The sequence below is a fragment of the Enterobacter sp. Taxon_2 genome (assembly GCF_058355295.1).
Map to the genome: position 1 here is coordinate 118,926 of NZ_CM178024.1, position 14,397 is coordinate 133,322.

At 57.0% G+C, this 14,397-nt stretch carries 15 protein-coding genes; 6 read left to right on the forward strand and 9 right to left on the reverse strand.

The annotated features are described in order from the left end of the window. Positions 1–131 precede the first annotated feature (131 nt). A complete protein-coding gene (locus AC4IC4_RS00530; RefSeq protein ID WP_491471977.1) occupies positions 132–932 on the forward strand; it encodes a glycosyltransferase family 2 protein in 801 nt (266 codons plus the stop codon). A 3-nt stretch (positions 933–935) separates the two neighbouring features. Here AC4IC4_RS00530 and AC4IC4_RS00535 read toward each other — a convergent pair whose 3' ends face one another. From AC4IC4_RS00535 to gpmM, 3 genes are read right to left on the reverse strand one after another with little or no spacing between them, the layout of a single operon-like run. Further along, positions 936–1,868 carry a divergent polysaccharide deacetylase family protein gene (locus tag AC4IC4_RS00535; protein WP_491471978.1) on the reverse strand — a complete coding sequence of 311 codons (933 nt, stop codon included), beginning with the start codon at positions 1,866–1,868 and terminating at the stop codon, positions 936–938. A 3-nt stretch (positions 1,869–1,871) separates the two neighbouring features. Continuing rightward, positions 1,872–3,131: a murein hydrolase activator EnvC gene (gene envC, locus AC4IC4_RS00540; RefSeq protein WP_229231479.1), complete on the reverse strand. Its 1,260-nt coding sequence runs from the start codon at positions 3,129–3,131 to the stop codon at positions 1,872–1,874. A 33-nt stretch (positions 3,132–3,164) separates the two neighbouring features. Then, a complete protein-coding gene (gene gpmM / locus AC4IC4_RS00545) occupies positions 3,165–4,709 on the reverse strand; it encodes a 2,3-bisphosphoglycerate-independent phosphoglycerate mutase (RefSeq protein WP_491471979.1) in 1,545 nt (514 codons plus the stop codon). Positions 4,710–4,956: 247 nt separating this feature from the next. Between gpmM and AC4IC4_RS00550 the strand changes: the two genes are divergently transcribed. From AC4IC4_RS00550 to cysE, 5 genes are all read left to right on the forward strand, one after another. Continuing rightward, complete coding sequence (locus tag AC4IC4_RS00550; protein WP_023309913.1) at positions 4,957–5,388, forward strand: rhodanese-like domain-containing protein; 432 nt, start codon at positions 4,957–4,959, stop codon at positions 5,386–5,388. Between the two features lie 11 nt (positions 5,389–5,399). Next, entirely contained in the window at positions 5,400–5,651 is a 252-nt protein-coding gene (gene grxC, locus AC4IC4_RS00555) for a glutaredoxin 3 (RefSeq protein WP_008502715.1), read from the forward strand. 32 nt (positions 5,652–5,683) lie between these two features. Next, positions 5,684–6,151 carry a protein-export chaperone SecB gene (gene secB, locus AC4IC4_RS00560; protein WP_003860835.1) on the forward strand — a complete coding sequence of 156 codons (468 nt, stop codon included), beginning with the start codon at positions 5,684–5,686 and terminating at the stop codon, positions 6,149–6,151. Next, the gene (gpsA, locus tag AC4IC4_RS00565) at positions 6,151–7,170 is read left to right on the forward strand and encodes an NAD(P)H-dependent glycerol-3-phosphate dehydrogenase (protein ID WP_032650747.1); all 1,020 of its coding nucleotides are present in this window, start codon (positions 6,151–6,153) and stop codon (positions 7,168–7,170) included. Before secB ends, gpsA begins: the two co-directional genes overlap by 1 nt. A 74-nt stretch (positions 7,171–7,244) precedes the next feature. After that, positions 7,245–8,066 (forward strand): serine O-acetyltransferase, encoded by an 822-nt coding sequence (gene cysE, locus AC4IC4_RS00570; protein ID WP_008502718.1) that lies wholly within the window; start codon positions 7,245–7,247, stop codon positions 8,064–8,066. Here cysE and trmL read toward each other — a convergent pair. The 6 genes from trmL to AC4IC4_RS00600 all read right to left on the reverse strand — a co-directional run bounded on the left by trmL (position 8,063) and on the right by AC4IC4_RS00600 (position 14,356). Next, positions 8,063–8,536 carry a tRNA (uridine(34)/cytosine(34)/5-carboxymethylaminomethyluridine(34)-2'-O)-methyltransferase TrmL gene (gene trmL / locus AC4IC4_RS00575; RefSeq protein ID WP_109845874.1) on the reverse strand — a complete coding sequence of 158 codons (474 nt, stop codon included), beginning with the start codon at positions 8,534–8,536 and terminating at the stop codon, positions 8,063–8,065. The genes cysE and trmL overlap by 4 nt on opposite strands. A gap of 45 nt (positions 8,537–8,581) precedes the next feature. Next, positions 8,582–9,922: an MFS transporter gene (locus AC4IC4_RS00580; RefSeq protein WP_491471980.1), complete on the reverse strand. Its 1,341-nt coding sequence runs from the start codon at positions 9,920–9,922 to the stop codon at positions 8,582–8,584. A gap of 181 nt (positions 9,923–10,103) precedes the next feature. Then, complete coding sequence (gene lldD / locus AC4IC4_RS00585) at positions 10,104–11,291, reverse strand: quinone-dependent L-lactate dehydrogenase (RefSeq protein WP_491471981.1); 1,188 nt, start codon at positions 11,289–11,291, stop codon at positions 10,104–10,106. Continuing rightward, positions 11,288–12,061 (reverse strand): transcriptional regulator LldR, encoded by a 774-nt coding sequence (gene lldR / locus AC4IC4_RS00590; protein ID WP_061716210.1) that lies wholly within the window; start codon positions 12,059–12,061, stop codon positions 11,288–11,290. The genes lldD and lldR overlap by 4 nt, the downstream gene beginning before the upstream one ends. Beyond that, positions 12,058–13,713, reverse strand: coding sequence for an L-lactate permease (gene lldP, locus AC4IC4_RS00595; protein WP_491471982.1), 1,656 nt, complete (start codon positions 13,711–13,713; stop codon positions 12,058–12,060). Before lldP ends, lldR begins: the two co-directional genes overlap by 4 nt. A gap of 280 nt (positions 13,714–13,993) precedes the next feature. Then, on the reverse strand, positions 13,994–14,356 hold the full coding sequence (locus tag AC4IC4_RS00600; protein ID WP_024906604.1) for a YibL family ribosome-associated protein: 363 nt from the start codon (positions 14,354–14,356) through the stop codon (positions 13,994–13,996). Positions 14,357–14,397 lie beyond the last annotated feature (41 nt).

Consider the following 14,397-nt stretch of genomic DNA (forward strand, 5'->3'; position numbering starts at 1 on the left):
TTATTGCGCTTCAGGATTAGACAAAATTTCAAGCGTGCTTATTTGAAAAGTGTGATTCCGGACTTTAATCGTCTCTACTCATTTATATAGTATTTATAATATTAATTTAGGCTGCTATTGAGAGTGGGAAAATGTTTAAAATAACGGTCTGCTTATTAACATTTAATTCTGAAAGATTATTGCATGATGTTATCCCGCCTATTTTAAAAATAGCGGATGAAATTGTCGTCATCGATTCAGGCAGTACGGACAAGACACGATATATTTGTGAAAGCTTTGGACTGCTACCCGTCTATAAAAAATTTGGCTGGCATGGCGAGCAGATGAACCATGCCGTATCCTTAGCCACTAACGACTGGGTTCTGTGCATCGACAGCGACGAAATTCTTGACCAGGACACGGTTAATGCCGTTTTAACGTTAAAAGCAGGTGATGAGCCAGACCCCGGAATGGCATGGCGAATATGCCGCCACTGGTTTGTTCTGGGTGAAGAAGTCCGGACGATTTATCCTGTTTCATCCCCCGATTATCCTGTACGTCTGTTTAACCGCAAACAGTCCCGGTTTAATAACAGGCCGGTGGACGATCAGGTCGAAGGTTTTCTCCGTTGTGCATGTATTCCGGGCTATGTAAAACATGATACGTTTCCCACATTGCATGAGCTTTTTAATAAATTAAATTGTTATACAACCCGCCTGGTTCAACATCAAAAAATACGGCCCTCTATCGGACGAGGCGTGATCAGCGCCATCGGGGCTTTTTTCAAATGGTATCTGTTTAGCGGCGCATGGCGTCAGGGCAAAGTAGGGGTGGCGACGGGACTGTATGCCACGGCCTATAGCTTTTTGAAGTATTTCAAATCCTGGTATCAGCATCAGGAGAAAAAAGAGTCCGTTGCTAACGAGCAGACGGACTCTCAGATTGCGAAATAAGCGTCAGGCTTTCTTACCCCATCCCTGCCACTGCTGCTGGACGTATTTCACCAGCGTGCTGTTGCTGATGCTGTCTCCGATAACGGAGAAGAAGCGGGTCGCGTAGACCGGTTCAGGCGGCTGCTTCGGTACACAGCGCTTCACGCCGCGGAACGGATTACGCGGCGCTGTCGGGACGGGCTGCGCAGAATTTGGCGTAGAGGTATCCACCTGCGGTTCGTTCAGCAGATCGCTCGGGCGTACCAGCGTGATATCGGCAGGTAAGGTCGGCAGCATCTGCTGCAGGACGCGAACGGTCGACGGGTGCGGGTGACCGATGGCAATGGCCGATCCATTACGGCGGGCCAGCTGTACCGCGCGATTGAACTGCACGCGAATATCAGCTTCGTTCTGGGTATCATCCAGGAACACCTTACGCTTAATCACCTTTACGCCCGTTCCCTGAGCGGCGCGCATCGCCTGGCTGTTGCCGATGGTCATGCTGTCGAGGAAGTAGAGGTTATAACGCTCCAGCGCCTGCATCACTTTGAGCATCCCGTACAGGCTGGAGGTCATCGCACTGCCCATGTGATTGTTCAGCCCAACGGCATACGGCACGTTGTTGTAGGCGTCGCGGATGATGCGCTCGATCTCCTCGCTGCTCATATCCGGGCGCAGGGTATCTTTTTCCAGCGGCTGCTTGCTGAGCGGTGCCATGGGCAGGTGGATGAGAACCTGATGACCGCTGCTGTGGGCTTTGGTCGCCATCTCACGCGCGTGAGGGGCATTCGGAAGGACGGCGACAGAGATGGCCGACGGCATCGCCAGCACCTGATTTTCATAGTGTGGACGATAACCGAAGTCATCAATCACGATAGCGAGTTTACCTGCGTATACCGGTGCAGCCAGCGTCAGCGCGCTGACGACGGAGAAAACGATTCGACGAAATTGAAGCAAAACTTATCTTCCCAACCACGGCTGTGGATTGACCGCCTGACCCTGACGACGAATTTCGAAATAGAGTGACGGGCGGCCCTGACCGCCACTGCTGCCCACAAGGGCGATGGGTTGGCCGGCGCGCACCTGTGTGCCGACGCTGACCAGCGCGCTCTGGTTGTAGCCGTAAAGACTCATGTCACCTTTACCGTGTTCGACCACCACCACCAGTCCGTAACCCTGCAGCCAGTCGGCCAGAATCACTCGGCCATCGGCAATGGCTTTCACTTCGCTACCTTCAGACGCACCGATAACGATCCCCTTCCAACGTAGCTCACCCTGCAGCTGTTCGCCATAGCGATGCAGAATTGAACCACGAACGGGCCAGAAAGCCTGACCGCGAGGCGAGCCTAAACCGCCGGTACGCGACATCAGGGAACGTTCGCTCTCGCTTGGCTTGTAGGTGGTCCCTTTGCGGGACGCTTCCTGCTGCTTGTCGCGAACGGCCTGCGCCTCGCGCGCCTCTTTTTCGGCGCGCGCTTTCGCCGCCGCTTCCGCCCGGGCGATGCTGTTACGCAGTTTTGATTCGTTGGCGCGCATTTCGCTTAGCTGGCTTTGACCTTCCTGAATGGAGGATTCAAGGCCGGAAAGGGTTTTCTTACGCTCGTTGCGAGCCTGCTCAAGCTTCGCCTGCTGGGCCTGCTGATCGTAAAGCAGCGTCTGCTGCTGGCTCTGCTTTTCTTCCAGCTCGGCTTTTTGTGTGGAGACCTCTTCGCGCGTCTGCTTCAGCTGCGCGATCGTCTCCTGACGCGCCTGGTTGAGATAGCCAAAGTAGGCCTGCAGGCGCTGGCCGCGCTGGCTCTCTTCGCCGCTGAGGATCAGCTGGAGTCCGGTATGTTCACCCTGGCGGAATGCGGCATCAAGCTGTGCGGCAAGATTGCGCTCCTGCGCATCGCGCTGGCGCTCCAGTTTGGCAATTGACGCGTTCATCTCGTCGATCTGTTTATTCAACTGGGCGAGGGTGTTTTGCGTTTCTCGGAGTTTACGCGTGGCGGCGGAGATCGCCTCTTCCTGCTGCTTGAGCTGGGCGAGCAGGGCGGAACGCTGCTGCTGCTGCTGGCGTACCGCACGCTCTTTGGCGGCGATATCAGCCTGAATAGATTTCAGCTGGTCGCGGTCATCCGCATGGGCGGATGCGGCGCACAGCAATACGCCAGCGCTGAGTGCGCTGGCGTAAAACAGAGGTCTGACTGATAACCTAAGCGGCTTCACGACCCATGTGATTGAAAAAATCGCCTTTCCCCTCATGGGGAGCGATTATTCCACGATGAACAGCGGCTTACCAGTCATCTCTTCAGGGATCGGCATCCCCATCAGCGACAACATGGTTGGTGCGATGTCAGAAAGCTTGCCGCCTTCTACGGCTTTCACTGATTTATCACCGACATAAATCAGCGGAACCGGCAGGTTGGTGTGGGCGGTGTGTGCCTGGCCGGTCGCCGGGTCGCGCATCTGTTCAGCGTTACCGTGATCCGCGGTGATCAGCAGCTGGCCGCCAACGGATTCAACCGCTTTCGCAACCTGCTCAACGCAGTGGTCCAGCGCTTCAACCGCTTTCACTGCCGCTTCCATCACCCCGGTATGACCGACCATGTCACCGTTCGGGTAGTTACAGATGATGGTGTCGTACTTACCGCTCTTGATGGCCGCAACCAGTTTTTCAGTCAATTCTGCAGAGCTCATCTCTGGCTGCAGATCGTAGGTGGCCACTTTCGGGGAGTTGATCAGAATGCGGTCTTCGCCTTTGAACGGCTCTTCAACGCCGCCGTTAAAGAAGAAGGTGACGTGCGCGTATTTTTCCGTTTCGGAAATACGCAGCTGCGTTTTGTCGTTCTTCGCCATCCACTCGCCGAAGGTATTGGCCAGTGAGGCGGGTGGATACGCGCATGGGGCTTTGATGTCTGCCGCGTATTCGGTCAACTGGATGAAGTCGAGTTTCACCACTTTCTTACGGGCAAAACCGTCGAAGTCGCTGTTGACGAACGCACGGGTGATTTCGCGCGCGCGGTCAGCGCGGAAGTTCATGAAGATCAGCGCATCGCCGTCTTCCATGGCGGCATCAGCCTGGCCTTCAGCACGGATCACGGACGCTTTCACGAATTCGTCATTTTCATCACGTGCATAAGCCGCTTCCAGGGCCTCAACGGCGGTCGCGAACTGGAATTCACCTTTTGCCAGGGTCAACAGGTCATAGGCCTGTTCAACGCGATCCCAGCGGTTGTCGCGGTCCATGGCGTAGTAACGGCCAATGATAGACGCCACGCGGCCTTTGCCCAGCGCGGCGAATTTGTCTTCAAAGGCTTTCAGGGAGCCTTCTGCACTGCGTGGTGGCGTGTCGCGACCGTCCAGGAAGGCGTGCAGATAGATTTTTTCCGCACCGCGTTCAGCGGCCAGCTCAACCATCGCCATGATGTGATCTTCGTGGCTGTGAACGCCGCCTGCAGAGAGCAGGCCCATGATGTGAACGGCCTTGCCAGCGGCAACGGCTTTATCAACCGCGCCAGACAGCGTTGGGTTGGAGAAGAAGGTGCGTTCTTTGATTTCAACATCCAGACGCGTCAGATCCTGATACACAATACGCCCGGCGCCCAGGTTAACGTGACCGACTTCGGAGTTGCCCATCTGGCGGTCCGGCAGGCCCACTTCCAGGCCAGACGCGTCAATCAGCGTATGCGGACGTTTTGCCCACAGGGCATCCATGACCGGAGTTTTGGCGTTGAAAATAGCGTTATCCTGGCTGTCTTCACGGTAGCCATAGCCATCCAGAATCACCAGTACCATAGGTTTTTTAGAAACCGACATTGCGACAACCTCATGCTCAAGAGTCAAAATTTGCGTAATTTTACTACAGCTGAATCGATCAAATAGCCGCAGAAGATCAAAGAAAGCGCAGGGGCAAGGTGCTGACCTGACCATTTTGAGGCATTTTTTTAGGTGGCATGCCGCAGAAAATGGATTAGGTTAGGGTCGCTGGCTGTATTTGCCAGAACGCACAGGTATACTCCTGTCCTGGTTTTTTTTATCACTTAGTCGGGAGTAGTTACCCTCCATGCAAGAAATTATGCAATTCGTTAGCCGCCATCCGGTTCTGAGCATCGCGTGGATTGGCCTGCTGGCTGCTGTGCTGTTCACCACATTTAAGAGCCTGACGTCTAAGATTAAGGTTATCACCCGTGGTGAAGCGACGCGTCTGATTAACAAAGAAGATGCCGTCGTTGTCGATCTGCGTCAGCGTGACGATTTCCGCAAAGGTCACATTGCGGGCGCAATCAACCTGTTGCCAGCTGAAATTAAAGCGAACAACGTCGGTGAGCTTGAAAAACACAAAGCCCAGCCGATTATCGTTGTGGATGCGACCGGCATGCAGGCACAGGAATCTGCCAGCGCGCTTCACAAAGCAGGCTTCGAAAACGTAACGGTGCTGAAAGAAGGTATTTCCGGCTGGAGCGGGGAAAATCTTCCTTTGGTGCGCGGTAAATAAGGAGTTCAGTCATGGCCCATATTGAGATCTATACCAAAGCGACGTGCCCGTTCTGCCATCGTGCGAAAGCGCTGCTGAACAGCAAAGGCGTCACGTTCCAGGAACTGCCGATCGATGGTGACGCGATTAAACGCGAAGAGATGATCCAACGTAGTGGTCGTACGACGGTTCCACAGATTTTTATTGATGCGCAGCACATTGGCGGCTGTGATGACTTGTATGCGCTCGACGCCCGTGGTGGACTCGATCCGCTGCTGAGCTAAGAGACTTTAGGACAATTAAAAAGGGTATTTCCATGTCAGAACAAAACAACACCGAAATGACTTTCCAGATCCAGCGTATCTACACCAAGGATGTCTCTTTCGAAGCGCCAAATGCGCCACACGTTTTCCAGAAAGATTGGCAGCCAGAGGTTAAACTTGATCTGGATACCGCATCTACCCAACTGGCAGATGACGTGTATGAAGTCGTGCTGCGTGTGACCGTTACCGCGTCTCTGGGCGAAGAAACTGCATTCCTGTGTGAAGTACAGCAGGGCGGCATCTTCTCTATCGGCGGTATCGAAGGCAACCAGATGGCGCATTGTCTGGGTGCGTACTGCCCGAACATTCTGTTCCCGTATGCACGTGAATGCATCACCAGCCTGGTTTCTCGCGGTACATTCCCGCAACTGAACCTTGCGCCAGTTAACTTTGATGCGCTGTTCATGAACTATCTGCAGCAGCAGGCTGGCGAAGGTGCTGAACAACATCAGGATGCCTGATGAGCACTGTTAATGCGTCAATGACTGTGATCGGTGCCGGTTCATACGGCACCGCTCTTGCTATCACGCTGGCAAGAAATGGTCACGACGTGGTCCTGTGGGGCCACGACCCAAAACATATCGCTACGCTGCAGCGCGATCGTTGCAACGTCGCGTTTCTCCCGGACGTTCCGTTCCCTGACTCCCTGCACCTTGAAAGCGACCTTGCGACCGCGCTGGCGGCCAGCCGCAACATTCTGATTGTGGTTCCGAGCCATGTATTTGGCGACGTACTGCGTCAGATTAAGCCGCTGATGCGCCCGGATGCGCGCATTGTCTGGGCGACAAAAGGACTGGAGGCCGAAACAGGACGCCTGCTGCAGGACGTTGCCCGCGAAGCGCTGGGTGATGAGATCCCGCTGGCGGTCATCTCCGGCCCGACCTTTGCCAAAGAGCTGGCCGCTGGCCTGCCGACGGCGATTTCGCTGGCTTCCACCGACCAGGCCTTCTCCGACGATCTCCAGCAATTGCTGCACTGCGGCAAGAGCTTCCGCGTCTACAGCAACCCCGATTTTATCGGCGTGCAGCTGGGCGGGGCGGTGAAGAACGTGATTGCGATTGGCGCCGGGATGTCAGACGGCATTGGTTTTGGTGCCAATGCGCGTACGGCGCTGATCACCCGCGGGCTGACCGAAATGTCCCGCCTGGGCGAAGCGCTGGGTGCCGATCCGGCCACCTTTATGGGGATGGCAGGCCTGGGCGACCTGGTGCTGACCTGTACCGACAACCAGTCTCGTAACCGCCGCTTTGGCATGATGCTCGGACAGGGCAGCGATGTAAAAGGTGCGCAGGAGAAGATTGGTCAGGTGGTTGAAGGCTACCGCAATACCAAAGAAGTCCGCGAGTTGGCGCACCGTTTCGGTGTCGAAATGCCAATAACCGAGGAAATTTATCAGGTATTGTATTGCGGAAAAAATGCGCGCGAGGCAGCATTGACCTTATTAGGTCGTGCGCGCAAGGACGAGCGCAGCAGTAATTAGTCGGAACCGTTGTCATCTGAATGACCCAGCCAGCGCAGAACTGGCTGGTCATTAACTATCGTCTGGAGTAAGCAATGCCGTGTGAAGAACTGGATATCGTCTGGAACAATATTAAAGCCGAAGCCCGGGCGCTGGCCGACTGTGAGCCTATGCTGGCCAGTTTCTACCACGCAACGCTACTCAAGCACGAAAACCTCGGCAGCGCGCTCAGCTATATGCTCGCCAACAAGCTGGCGTCCTCGATTATGCCTGCTATCGCCATTCGTGAGGTGGTGGAAGAGGCTTACGCCGCAGACCCGGAAATGATCGCTTCTGCCGCCTGTGATATCCAGGCCGTGCGCACGCGTGACCCGGCGGTCGATAAATATTCTACGCCGCTGCTGTACCTGAAAGGCTTCCACGCTCTACAGGCTTATCGTATCGGCCACTGGCTGTGGAATGAAGGCCGCCGCGCGCTGGCGATCTTCCTGCAAAACCAGGTTTCCGTGACGTTCCAGGTCGATATTCACCCGGCTGCGAAAATTGGCCGTGGGATCATGCTCGACCACGCCACCGGGATTGTCGTCGGGGAAACGGCGGTGATTGAAGATGACGTCTCGATCCTGCAGTCGGTTACCCTGGGCGGTACCGGGAAAACCAGCGGCGATCGCCATCCGAAAATTCGTGAAGGGGTGATGATTGGCGCGGGCGCCAAAATCCTCGGCAATATCGAAGTCGGGCGCGGCGCGAAGATCGGTGCAGGCTCCGTGGTGCTCCAGCCTGTGCCACCGCATACCACTGCCGCTGGCGTACCGGCGCGCATCGTCGGTAAACCAGACAGCGATAAGCCGTCCATGGATATGGATCAGCACTTCAACGGTATTCACCATACGTTTGAGTATGGTGACGGCATTTAACTTCTGAGAATGGCGCCCGGATACCCCAACTGGCGCCATGCTTCATACACCACTACCGACACCGCATTCGACAGGTTCATGCTGCGGCTGTCCGGCATCATCGGAATACGGATTTTCTGCTCAGCGGGCAGGGCATCCAGGATCGTGGCCGGCAGGCCGCGGGTTTCCGGGCCAAACATCAGATAGTCACCTGCCTGATAGCTTACGGCGCTATGTGCTGGCGTGCCTTTGGTAGTCAGGGCGAACATGCGCTGCGGCTGCTCGGCTTCCAGAAACGCGGCGTAATCATGGTGGCGAACGACGGCGGTAAATTCATGATAATCCAGCCCTGCGCGACGCAGACGTTTGTCGTCCCACGTAAAGCCCATCGGCTCAATGATATGCAGACGAAAACCGGTGTTGGCACACAGGCGGATGATATTGCCGGTATTTGGCGGAATTTCTGGTTCGAATAAAACGATGTTAAGCATGCTGCCCCCTTAATTGCGGGGGCAGAATAGCAGAAAAGAGAGGAACTACGCGACGCCGGGTTCCTGCGAGCGGCTGTACAGCATTTTGTAGACGGTTGCCGCTGCGGCCACCAGGGCGGGTACGCTGAGGATCATTAAAATACTGTCTGCCTGCCACTGCATCGAAAGAAGCTGGGCGCTGGTCATGGTTCCCGCCACGCCGCCAAAGCGGCCGATCCCCTGCATCCAGGCGATGCCCGTCGCGCGGCACTCGGTGGGGTAAAAGGTGGCGGCCAGAGTCTGCATGCCCGACTGCGCGCCGTTCATCGCGATCCCCATCAGGAAAATCAACCCGCCAAACAGGGCGATATGGTTATGCTCAATGCCGAGCAAAAGAATAAGGCCCATCGTCAGCACGAAACCACATGCAACCACCCTGTGCGCTTCCCAGCGGTCCATCATCCAGCCAGCAAGCAGAATGCCGGCGGTGCCGCCGAAGGTGAAAAGCGAGGTGAGCCAGGCGGATTCCGCCAGCGCATAACCCATCCCCTGCATCAGCGTCGGCATCCAGCTTAGCAGAACGTAGTAGATGACCAGCCCCATAAAGTAGGTCACCCACAGCATCAGGGTGCCGGGCAGCCAGGGCATGGAAAACAGCTGCGACACGCTCCCTTTTTTAGACGCGATTTTCTCCTCCGCCAGGAAAAAGCCCGAGACGCTCTCCAGCGTGCCGCGGGCGAACCGGCTGGCAATGCGGCGGACCTGCATGACGTCTTTCCCGCGCTGCACCAGAAACTTCACGGACTCCGGCAAAAACAGCGCCAACAGCAGCGTTAAAATCAGCGGCGCAATTGCGCCGGTCAGCAGCACGCTTCGCCAGCCGTGGTGGGGGATAAGCCAGGATGAGATCGCGCCACCGCCCGCCGCACCCAGAGGGAAGCCGCAGTACATGGTATTAATTGCCATGGCGCGGCAGCGCTGGGGGGCGAACTCTGAGATCAGCGTAATGGCGTTCGGCATGGCGGCGCCGAGCCCCAGGCCCGTCAGAAAGCGCCACAGCGTCAGGGTATTCAGACTTTGCGCCCAGGCCGTGCCCAGGCTTGCCAGGCCGAAGAACAGACACGAAAAGACCAGCACGCGCTTGCGCCCCATCCGGTCAGATACCGGACCGGCAATCAGTGCGCCCAACGACAGCCCCAGCAGCGCTGCGCTCAGCACCGGCCCCAGATCCTGTTTGTGTATCCCCCATTCTGCCGACAGCGTAGGCGCGATGTAACCCATCGCTGCCGTATCAAAGCCATCGATCGCCAGAACCAGAAAGCCCAGCACAATGAGCAGCCAGTGAAACCCTGAAAAGCGACTGTCGTCGATCACCTGCTGAATATCCACCTTACCTGAATACGCCATACGCTCCACTCCGATCTGATGTTGTTTTTGTGTTCTTGTATTTGCTTGTCTATACAATTGCGTGCGGCAGGTGGATGTCAAATTTTCTTATCCAATATGTTATCTGGATGTTATTTTTGGCATAAAAAAGCGCCCGAGGGGGACTTCGGGCGCATGAGAAAGGGGGAGTAACCGGAGAAGGTCAGGCCGCGTTTCCCTGAGCAAGGGGAGCCAGCGCTGCCGGTAATTTGCTTAACTCCTGCACCAGGGAATCCTTACTGATTTCGCTAATGGTTTTCGCACCGGTCAGCGTCATCGCCACCTTCATCTCTTTTTCGATCAGGTTAAGCAGATTCGCCACGCCTGCCTGGCCGGCCGTCGCCAGGGCGTACAGATACGCGCGTCCCAGCAGCACGCTGTCGGCACCCAGCGCAATCATGCGCACCACGTCAAGCCCGTTGCGGATCCCGCTGTCGGCCAGGATGGCGATATCGCCTTTCACCGCATCGGCAATGGCCGGCAGGGCGCGGGTGGAGGAGAGCACCCCGTCGAGCTGGCGTCCGCCGTGGTTAGAGACCACAATCCCGTCTGCGCCAAAGCGGACCGCATCACGGGCATCTTCCGGGTCGAGGATCCCTTTGATCACCATCGGGCCATCCCAGAATTTGCGGATCCACTCCAGGTCTTTCCAGGAGATGGATGGATCGAAGTTGTTCGCCAGCCAGCCGATGTAATCCTCCAGCCCGGTCGGTTTACCCAGATACGCCGAGATATTCCCCAGATCGTGTGGACGACCGTTCAGGCCGACGTCCCACGCCCACTGTGGATGCGTTACCGCCTGCCAGTAGCGGCGGAGCGCCGCATTTGGGCCGCTCATGCCGGAGTGCGCATCGCGGTAGCGCGCGCCGGGGGTCGGCATATCGACGGTAAAGACCAGCGTGGAGCAGCCCGCCGCTTTAGCGCGCTCGAGCGCGTTACGCATAAAGCCGCGATCCCGCAGGACGTACAGCTGGAACCACATCGGCCGCTTGATGGTTGGGGCAACCTCTTCAATCGGGCAGACGGAAACGGTGGAAAGGGTAAACGGAATGCCTTTAGCATCTGCGGCGGCGGCGGCCTGCACTTCACCACGGCGGGCATACATCCCGCATAAGCCTACAGGCGCGAGCGCCACCGGCATGGAGAGCGTTTCGTTGAACAGTTTTGTCTCAAGGCTCAGGTCAGACATATTCTTCAGCACGCGCTGGCGCAGAGCCACCTCCGACAGATCTTCCACGTTGCGGCGCAGGGTGTATTCGGCATACGCCCCGCCGTCGATGTAGTGGAACAGGAACGGCGGCAAAATGCGCTGCGCCGCGGCGCGATAGTCACTGGCTGCTGAAATGATCATGCTTTGTTCTCCCTGGAAATATCACTGTCGCCAGGCAGACGGGTAATACGCGCCTGTCGGGCCTGGTCTTCATCGAATCGTTTAATGGTGGTGTGCACGAAGCCGAGATGCGCCATCATCGCTTTGCGTGCGGCCTCGGCATCACCGGCCAGAATGGCGTTGAGCACCGCCTCGTGCTGTTCGGTCAGCTGGGCAAACACCGGCGGAACCAGATACATGCGCTGGCGGCTCTGCTTCACGGAGGATTGCAGCAGGTCGAAGAATCCGCGCATGGTCTGGAGCAGCACCACGTTGTGCGACGCCTCGGCAATCGCCAGGTGAAAACGGACGTCCGCCTGGGAGGCAATATCCGGATCGCTGCTTTGCGTGGCCTCAAAGCAGGCGATGAGTTTCTCTTTGTCGGCGTCGGTTGCCCGCATGGCCGCGTGCCAGGCGGTACTGGTTTCGATTGCGTGACGCGCTTCAAGGATGTCGAAGCTGTAGTCCGGGTCGTTTTCCATCAGCCTCTTCAGCGGCTGAACGATGTTTTGCTCGGACCAGTCGTCATGCTGCCAGCGCACAAAGGTGCCGCCGCCGCGACGGCTCACCAGTACCCCTTCACTGACCAGCGTCGCCAGCGCCTCACGCAGTGAATTGCGCGACACGCCAAGCTGGGCGGCAAGCTGGCGTTCGGCGGGCAACTTCATGCCCGCTTCCAGCTGTTGTTCTTCAATCAGCGCCCGCACGCGAGAGGCAATCTCGTCGGACAGGCGTCTGGGCATCACTATCATGGGATCATCCAGGTTAAGACATAGGCCTGCAGGGTGGTGATCACCCCCACCATGCAGGTGAATATCAGGCTGTGTTTCACGGTAAAGCGGAACAGGTCCGACTCTTTACCGACCAGTCCCACTGCCGCACAGGCAATGGCGATGGATTGTGGGGAGATCATTTTCCCGGTCACGCCGCCGGTGGTATTCGCGGCCACCAGCAGGACGTCCGATACGCCAATCTGCTGGGCTGCCGTTGCCTGCAGTGCGGCAAACAGGGCGTTCGACGAGGTATCGGAACCGGTCAGGAACACCCCCAGCCAGCCGAGGAACGGCGAGAAGAAGGTGAAGGCGTGGCTGGTATGCGCCAGCGCCAGTGCGAGCGTCGATGACAGGCCGGAGTAGTTCGAGATAAACGCGAACGCCAGCACCATGCCGATGGAGTAGATCGGCAGCATCAGCTCTTTAATGGTCGCCGCAAAAGTCTGCACCGCAGCCGCAGGCTTCATGCGCAGCCATACCACGGAAAGGATAGCGGCAAACAGGATGGCGGTCCCGGTGGCGGAGAACCAGTCGAATTTATAGACCGCGGCATACGGCGTGGCGGCGTGCACCACCGGCGGCATACGGGCGACCATCTTGTCGAGGAACGGCACGGAAATATTCATCACCATGTCGTACAGCGCCCCGCCCGGGGCGAACAGGGCTTTAAACGGCGGGATGCTCCACAGCGTCACTGTGGCGGTCAGGAACAGGAACGGCGACCAGGCGCGGATCACCTGTCCTGCCGTATAGCCTGTGCGGGCCAGGGTTTGATCAACCTGTGAGGCGCCCATATCGGCGAAGCGGAAAATACGCACCGGCTGCCAGCGTTTCAGGAAAAGCGTCAGACAGACCAGCGACACCAGCGAAGAGATGATGTCCGGCAGCTCCGGGCCGAGGAAGTTCGAACTGAGGTACTGAGCGATAGCGAACGAACCGCCCGCCACCATCACCGCAGGCCAGGTCTCCTTCACGCCGCGCCAGCCGTCCATAATCGCCATGATCCAGAACAGGACGATAATGGTCAGGAACGGCAGCTGGCGACCCACCATCTGGCCAATCTCAAAGCTGTCCAGCCCAGTGACCTGTCCGGCCACCAGAATCGGAATACCCATCGCGCCAAACGCCACTGGCGCGGTGTTCACAATCAGGCACAGGCCCGCGGCATACAGCGGGTTGAAGCCCAGACCCACCAGCAGCGCGGCGGTGATCGCCACCGGTGCGCCAAAGCCTGCCGCACCTTCCAGAAACGCCCCGAAGGAGAAGCCGACAATCAGCATCTGCAGGCGCTGGTCCGGCGTAATGGAGAGAATCGACGAGCGGATAATGTCGAACTGTCCGGTTTTCACCGAGATTTTATAGACAAAGACCGCGGCGATGATGATCCACGCAATCGGCCACAGGCCGTAGAAGAAACCGTAGACGACGGAGGCCAGCGCGCGATCGACCGGCATTTTGTAAAAGAACAGCGCCACCATCAGGGCGATAGCAACGGTATACGTCGCGGCGAGGTAGCCCTTCAGCTTGAGCTTAATCAGCGCAAAGAAGAAGAACAGGATCGGAAGCGATGCGATCAGGCTCGACAGCCAGATATTACCGGCCAGGTCGTAGTTTTGTTGCCAGAGGCTCATGCAGGTCTCCTGGGGACCAGACAGCCTGCGCTGCGGGTGAGTCTCCGCTCATCTCTGCATCACAGTCTGTGTAAAATTGGTCCTGCCAATGTTGTGTTGTAGGGTTAATGACAATGAATGGTTAACCAGATGTTATGAGCTAGCAATGATTTTGTGAGCGGAAATAATGGAATTGTGAACCAGGGGAGAAAGAAAAGGGGGATTGGTTGGGCCAATTTGAAGTGGGGGTGGGGCCTGATGCCCTCACCCCGACCCTCTCCCACGGGGAGAGGGGGAATTATCAGAACGCGGTCTTACAAAAGCCCGTCATCTCTTTCAGGCCCATTTCGCGGCCAAGCTCGGTCATCGGGTGTACCACCACCAGACCACGGACGCTTTTCTTCAGCTTGCCCATGTCGGCCTGCTCTTTTTTGGTGATCGCACGACGGTGTGGCATGTTCATCAGCTTCTGCGCTTCTTTGCTCAGCTTCTGGCCTTTCACTTCGCGCAGGCGCTCGATTTCTGTTTCCAGCGTGGCGACCTCTTTTTCCAGCTCGGCGTACTTCTCGGCGGAATCGACCAGTGACAGGCCCGCCATCTGGTGACGGATCAGATCCAGGCGATCGCTCAGGCGTTTAATTTCGTTCTTTTCGACTTCTTTCATGACAAATAACTCTGAAAACGGGGAATTTACAGGGAAGGATA

Coding starts and splice junctions, on each gene's coding strand:
- AC4IC4_RS00530 (WP_491471977.1), top strand. CDS start 132: ATGTTTAAAATAACGGTCTGCTTATTAACATTTAATTCTGAAAGATTA.
- gpmM (WP_491471979.1), bottom strand. CDS start 4,709: ATGTCGGTTTCTAAAAAACCTATGGTACTGGTGATTCTGGATGGCTAT.
- AC4IC4_RS00550 (WP_023309913.1), top strand. CDS start 4,957: ATGCAAGAAATTATGCAATTCGTTAGCCGCCATCCGGTTCTGAGCATC.
- grxC (WP_008502715.1), top strand. CDS start 5,400: ATGGCCCATATTGAGATCTATACCAAAGCGACGTGCCCGTTCTGCCAT.
- secB (WP_003860835.1), top strand. CDS start 5,684: ATGTCAGAACAAAACAACACCGAAATGACTTTCCAGATCCAGCGTATC.
- gpsA (WP_032650747.1), top strand. CDS start 6,151: ATGAGCACTGTTAATGCGTCAATGACTGTGATCGGTGCCGGTTCATAC.
- cysE (WP_008502718.1), top strand. CDS start 7,245: ATGCCGTGTGAAGAACTGGATATCGTCTGGAACAATATTAAAGCCGAA.
- trmL (WP_109845874.1), bottom strand. CDS start 8,536: ATGCTTAACATCGTTTTATTCGAACCAGAAATTCCGCCAAATACCGGC.
- AC4IC4_RS00580 (WP_491471980.1), bottom strand. CDS start 9,922: ATGGCGTATTCAGGTAAGGTGGATATTCAGCAGGTGATCGACGACAGT.
- lldD (WP_491471981.1), bottom strand. CDS start 11,291: ATGATCATTTCAGCAGCCAGTGACTATCGCGCCGCGGCGCAGCGCATT.
- lldR (WP_061716210.1), bottom strand. CDS start 12,061: ATGATAGTGATGCCCAGACGCCTGTCCGACGAGATTGCCTCTCGCGTG.
- lldP (WP_491471982.1), bottom strand. CDS start 13,713: ATGAGCCTCTGGCAACAAAACTACGACCTGGCCGGTAATATCTGGCTG.
- AC4IC4_RS00600 (WP_024906604.1), bottom strand. CDS start 14,356: ATGAAAGAAGTCGAAAAGAACGAAATTAAACGCCTGAGCGATCGCCTG.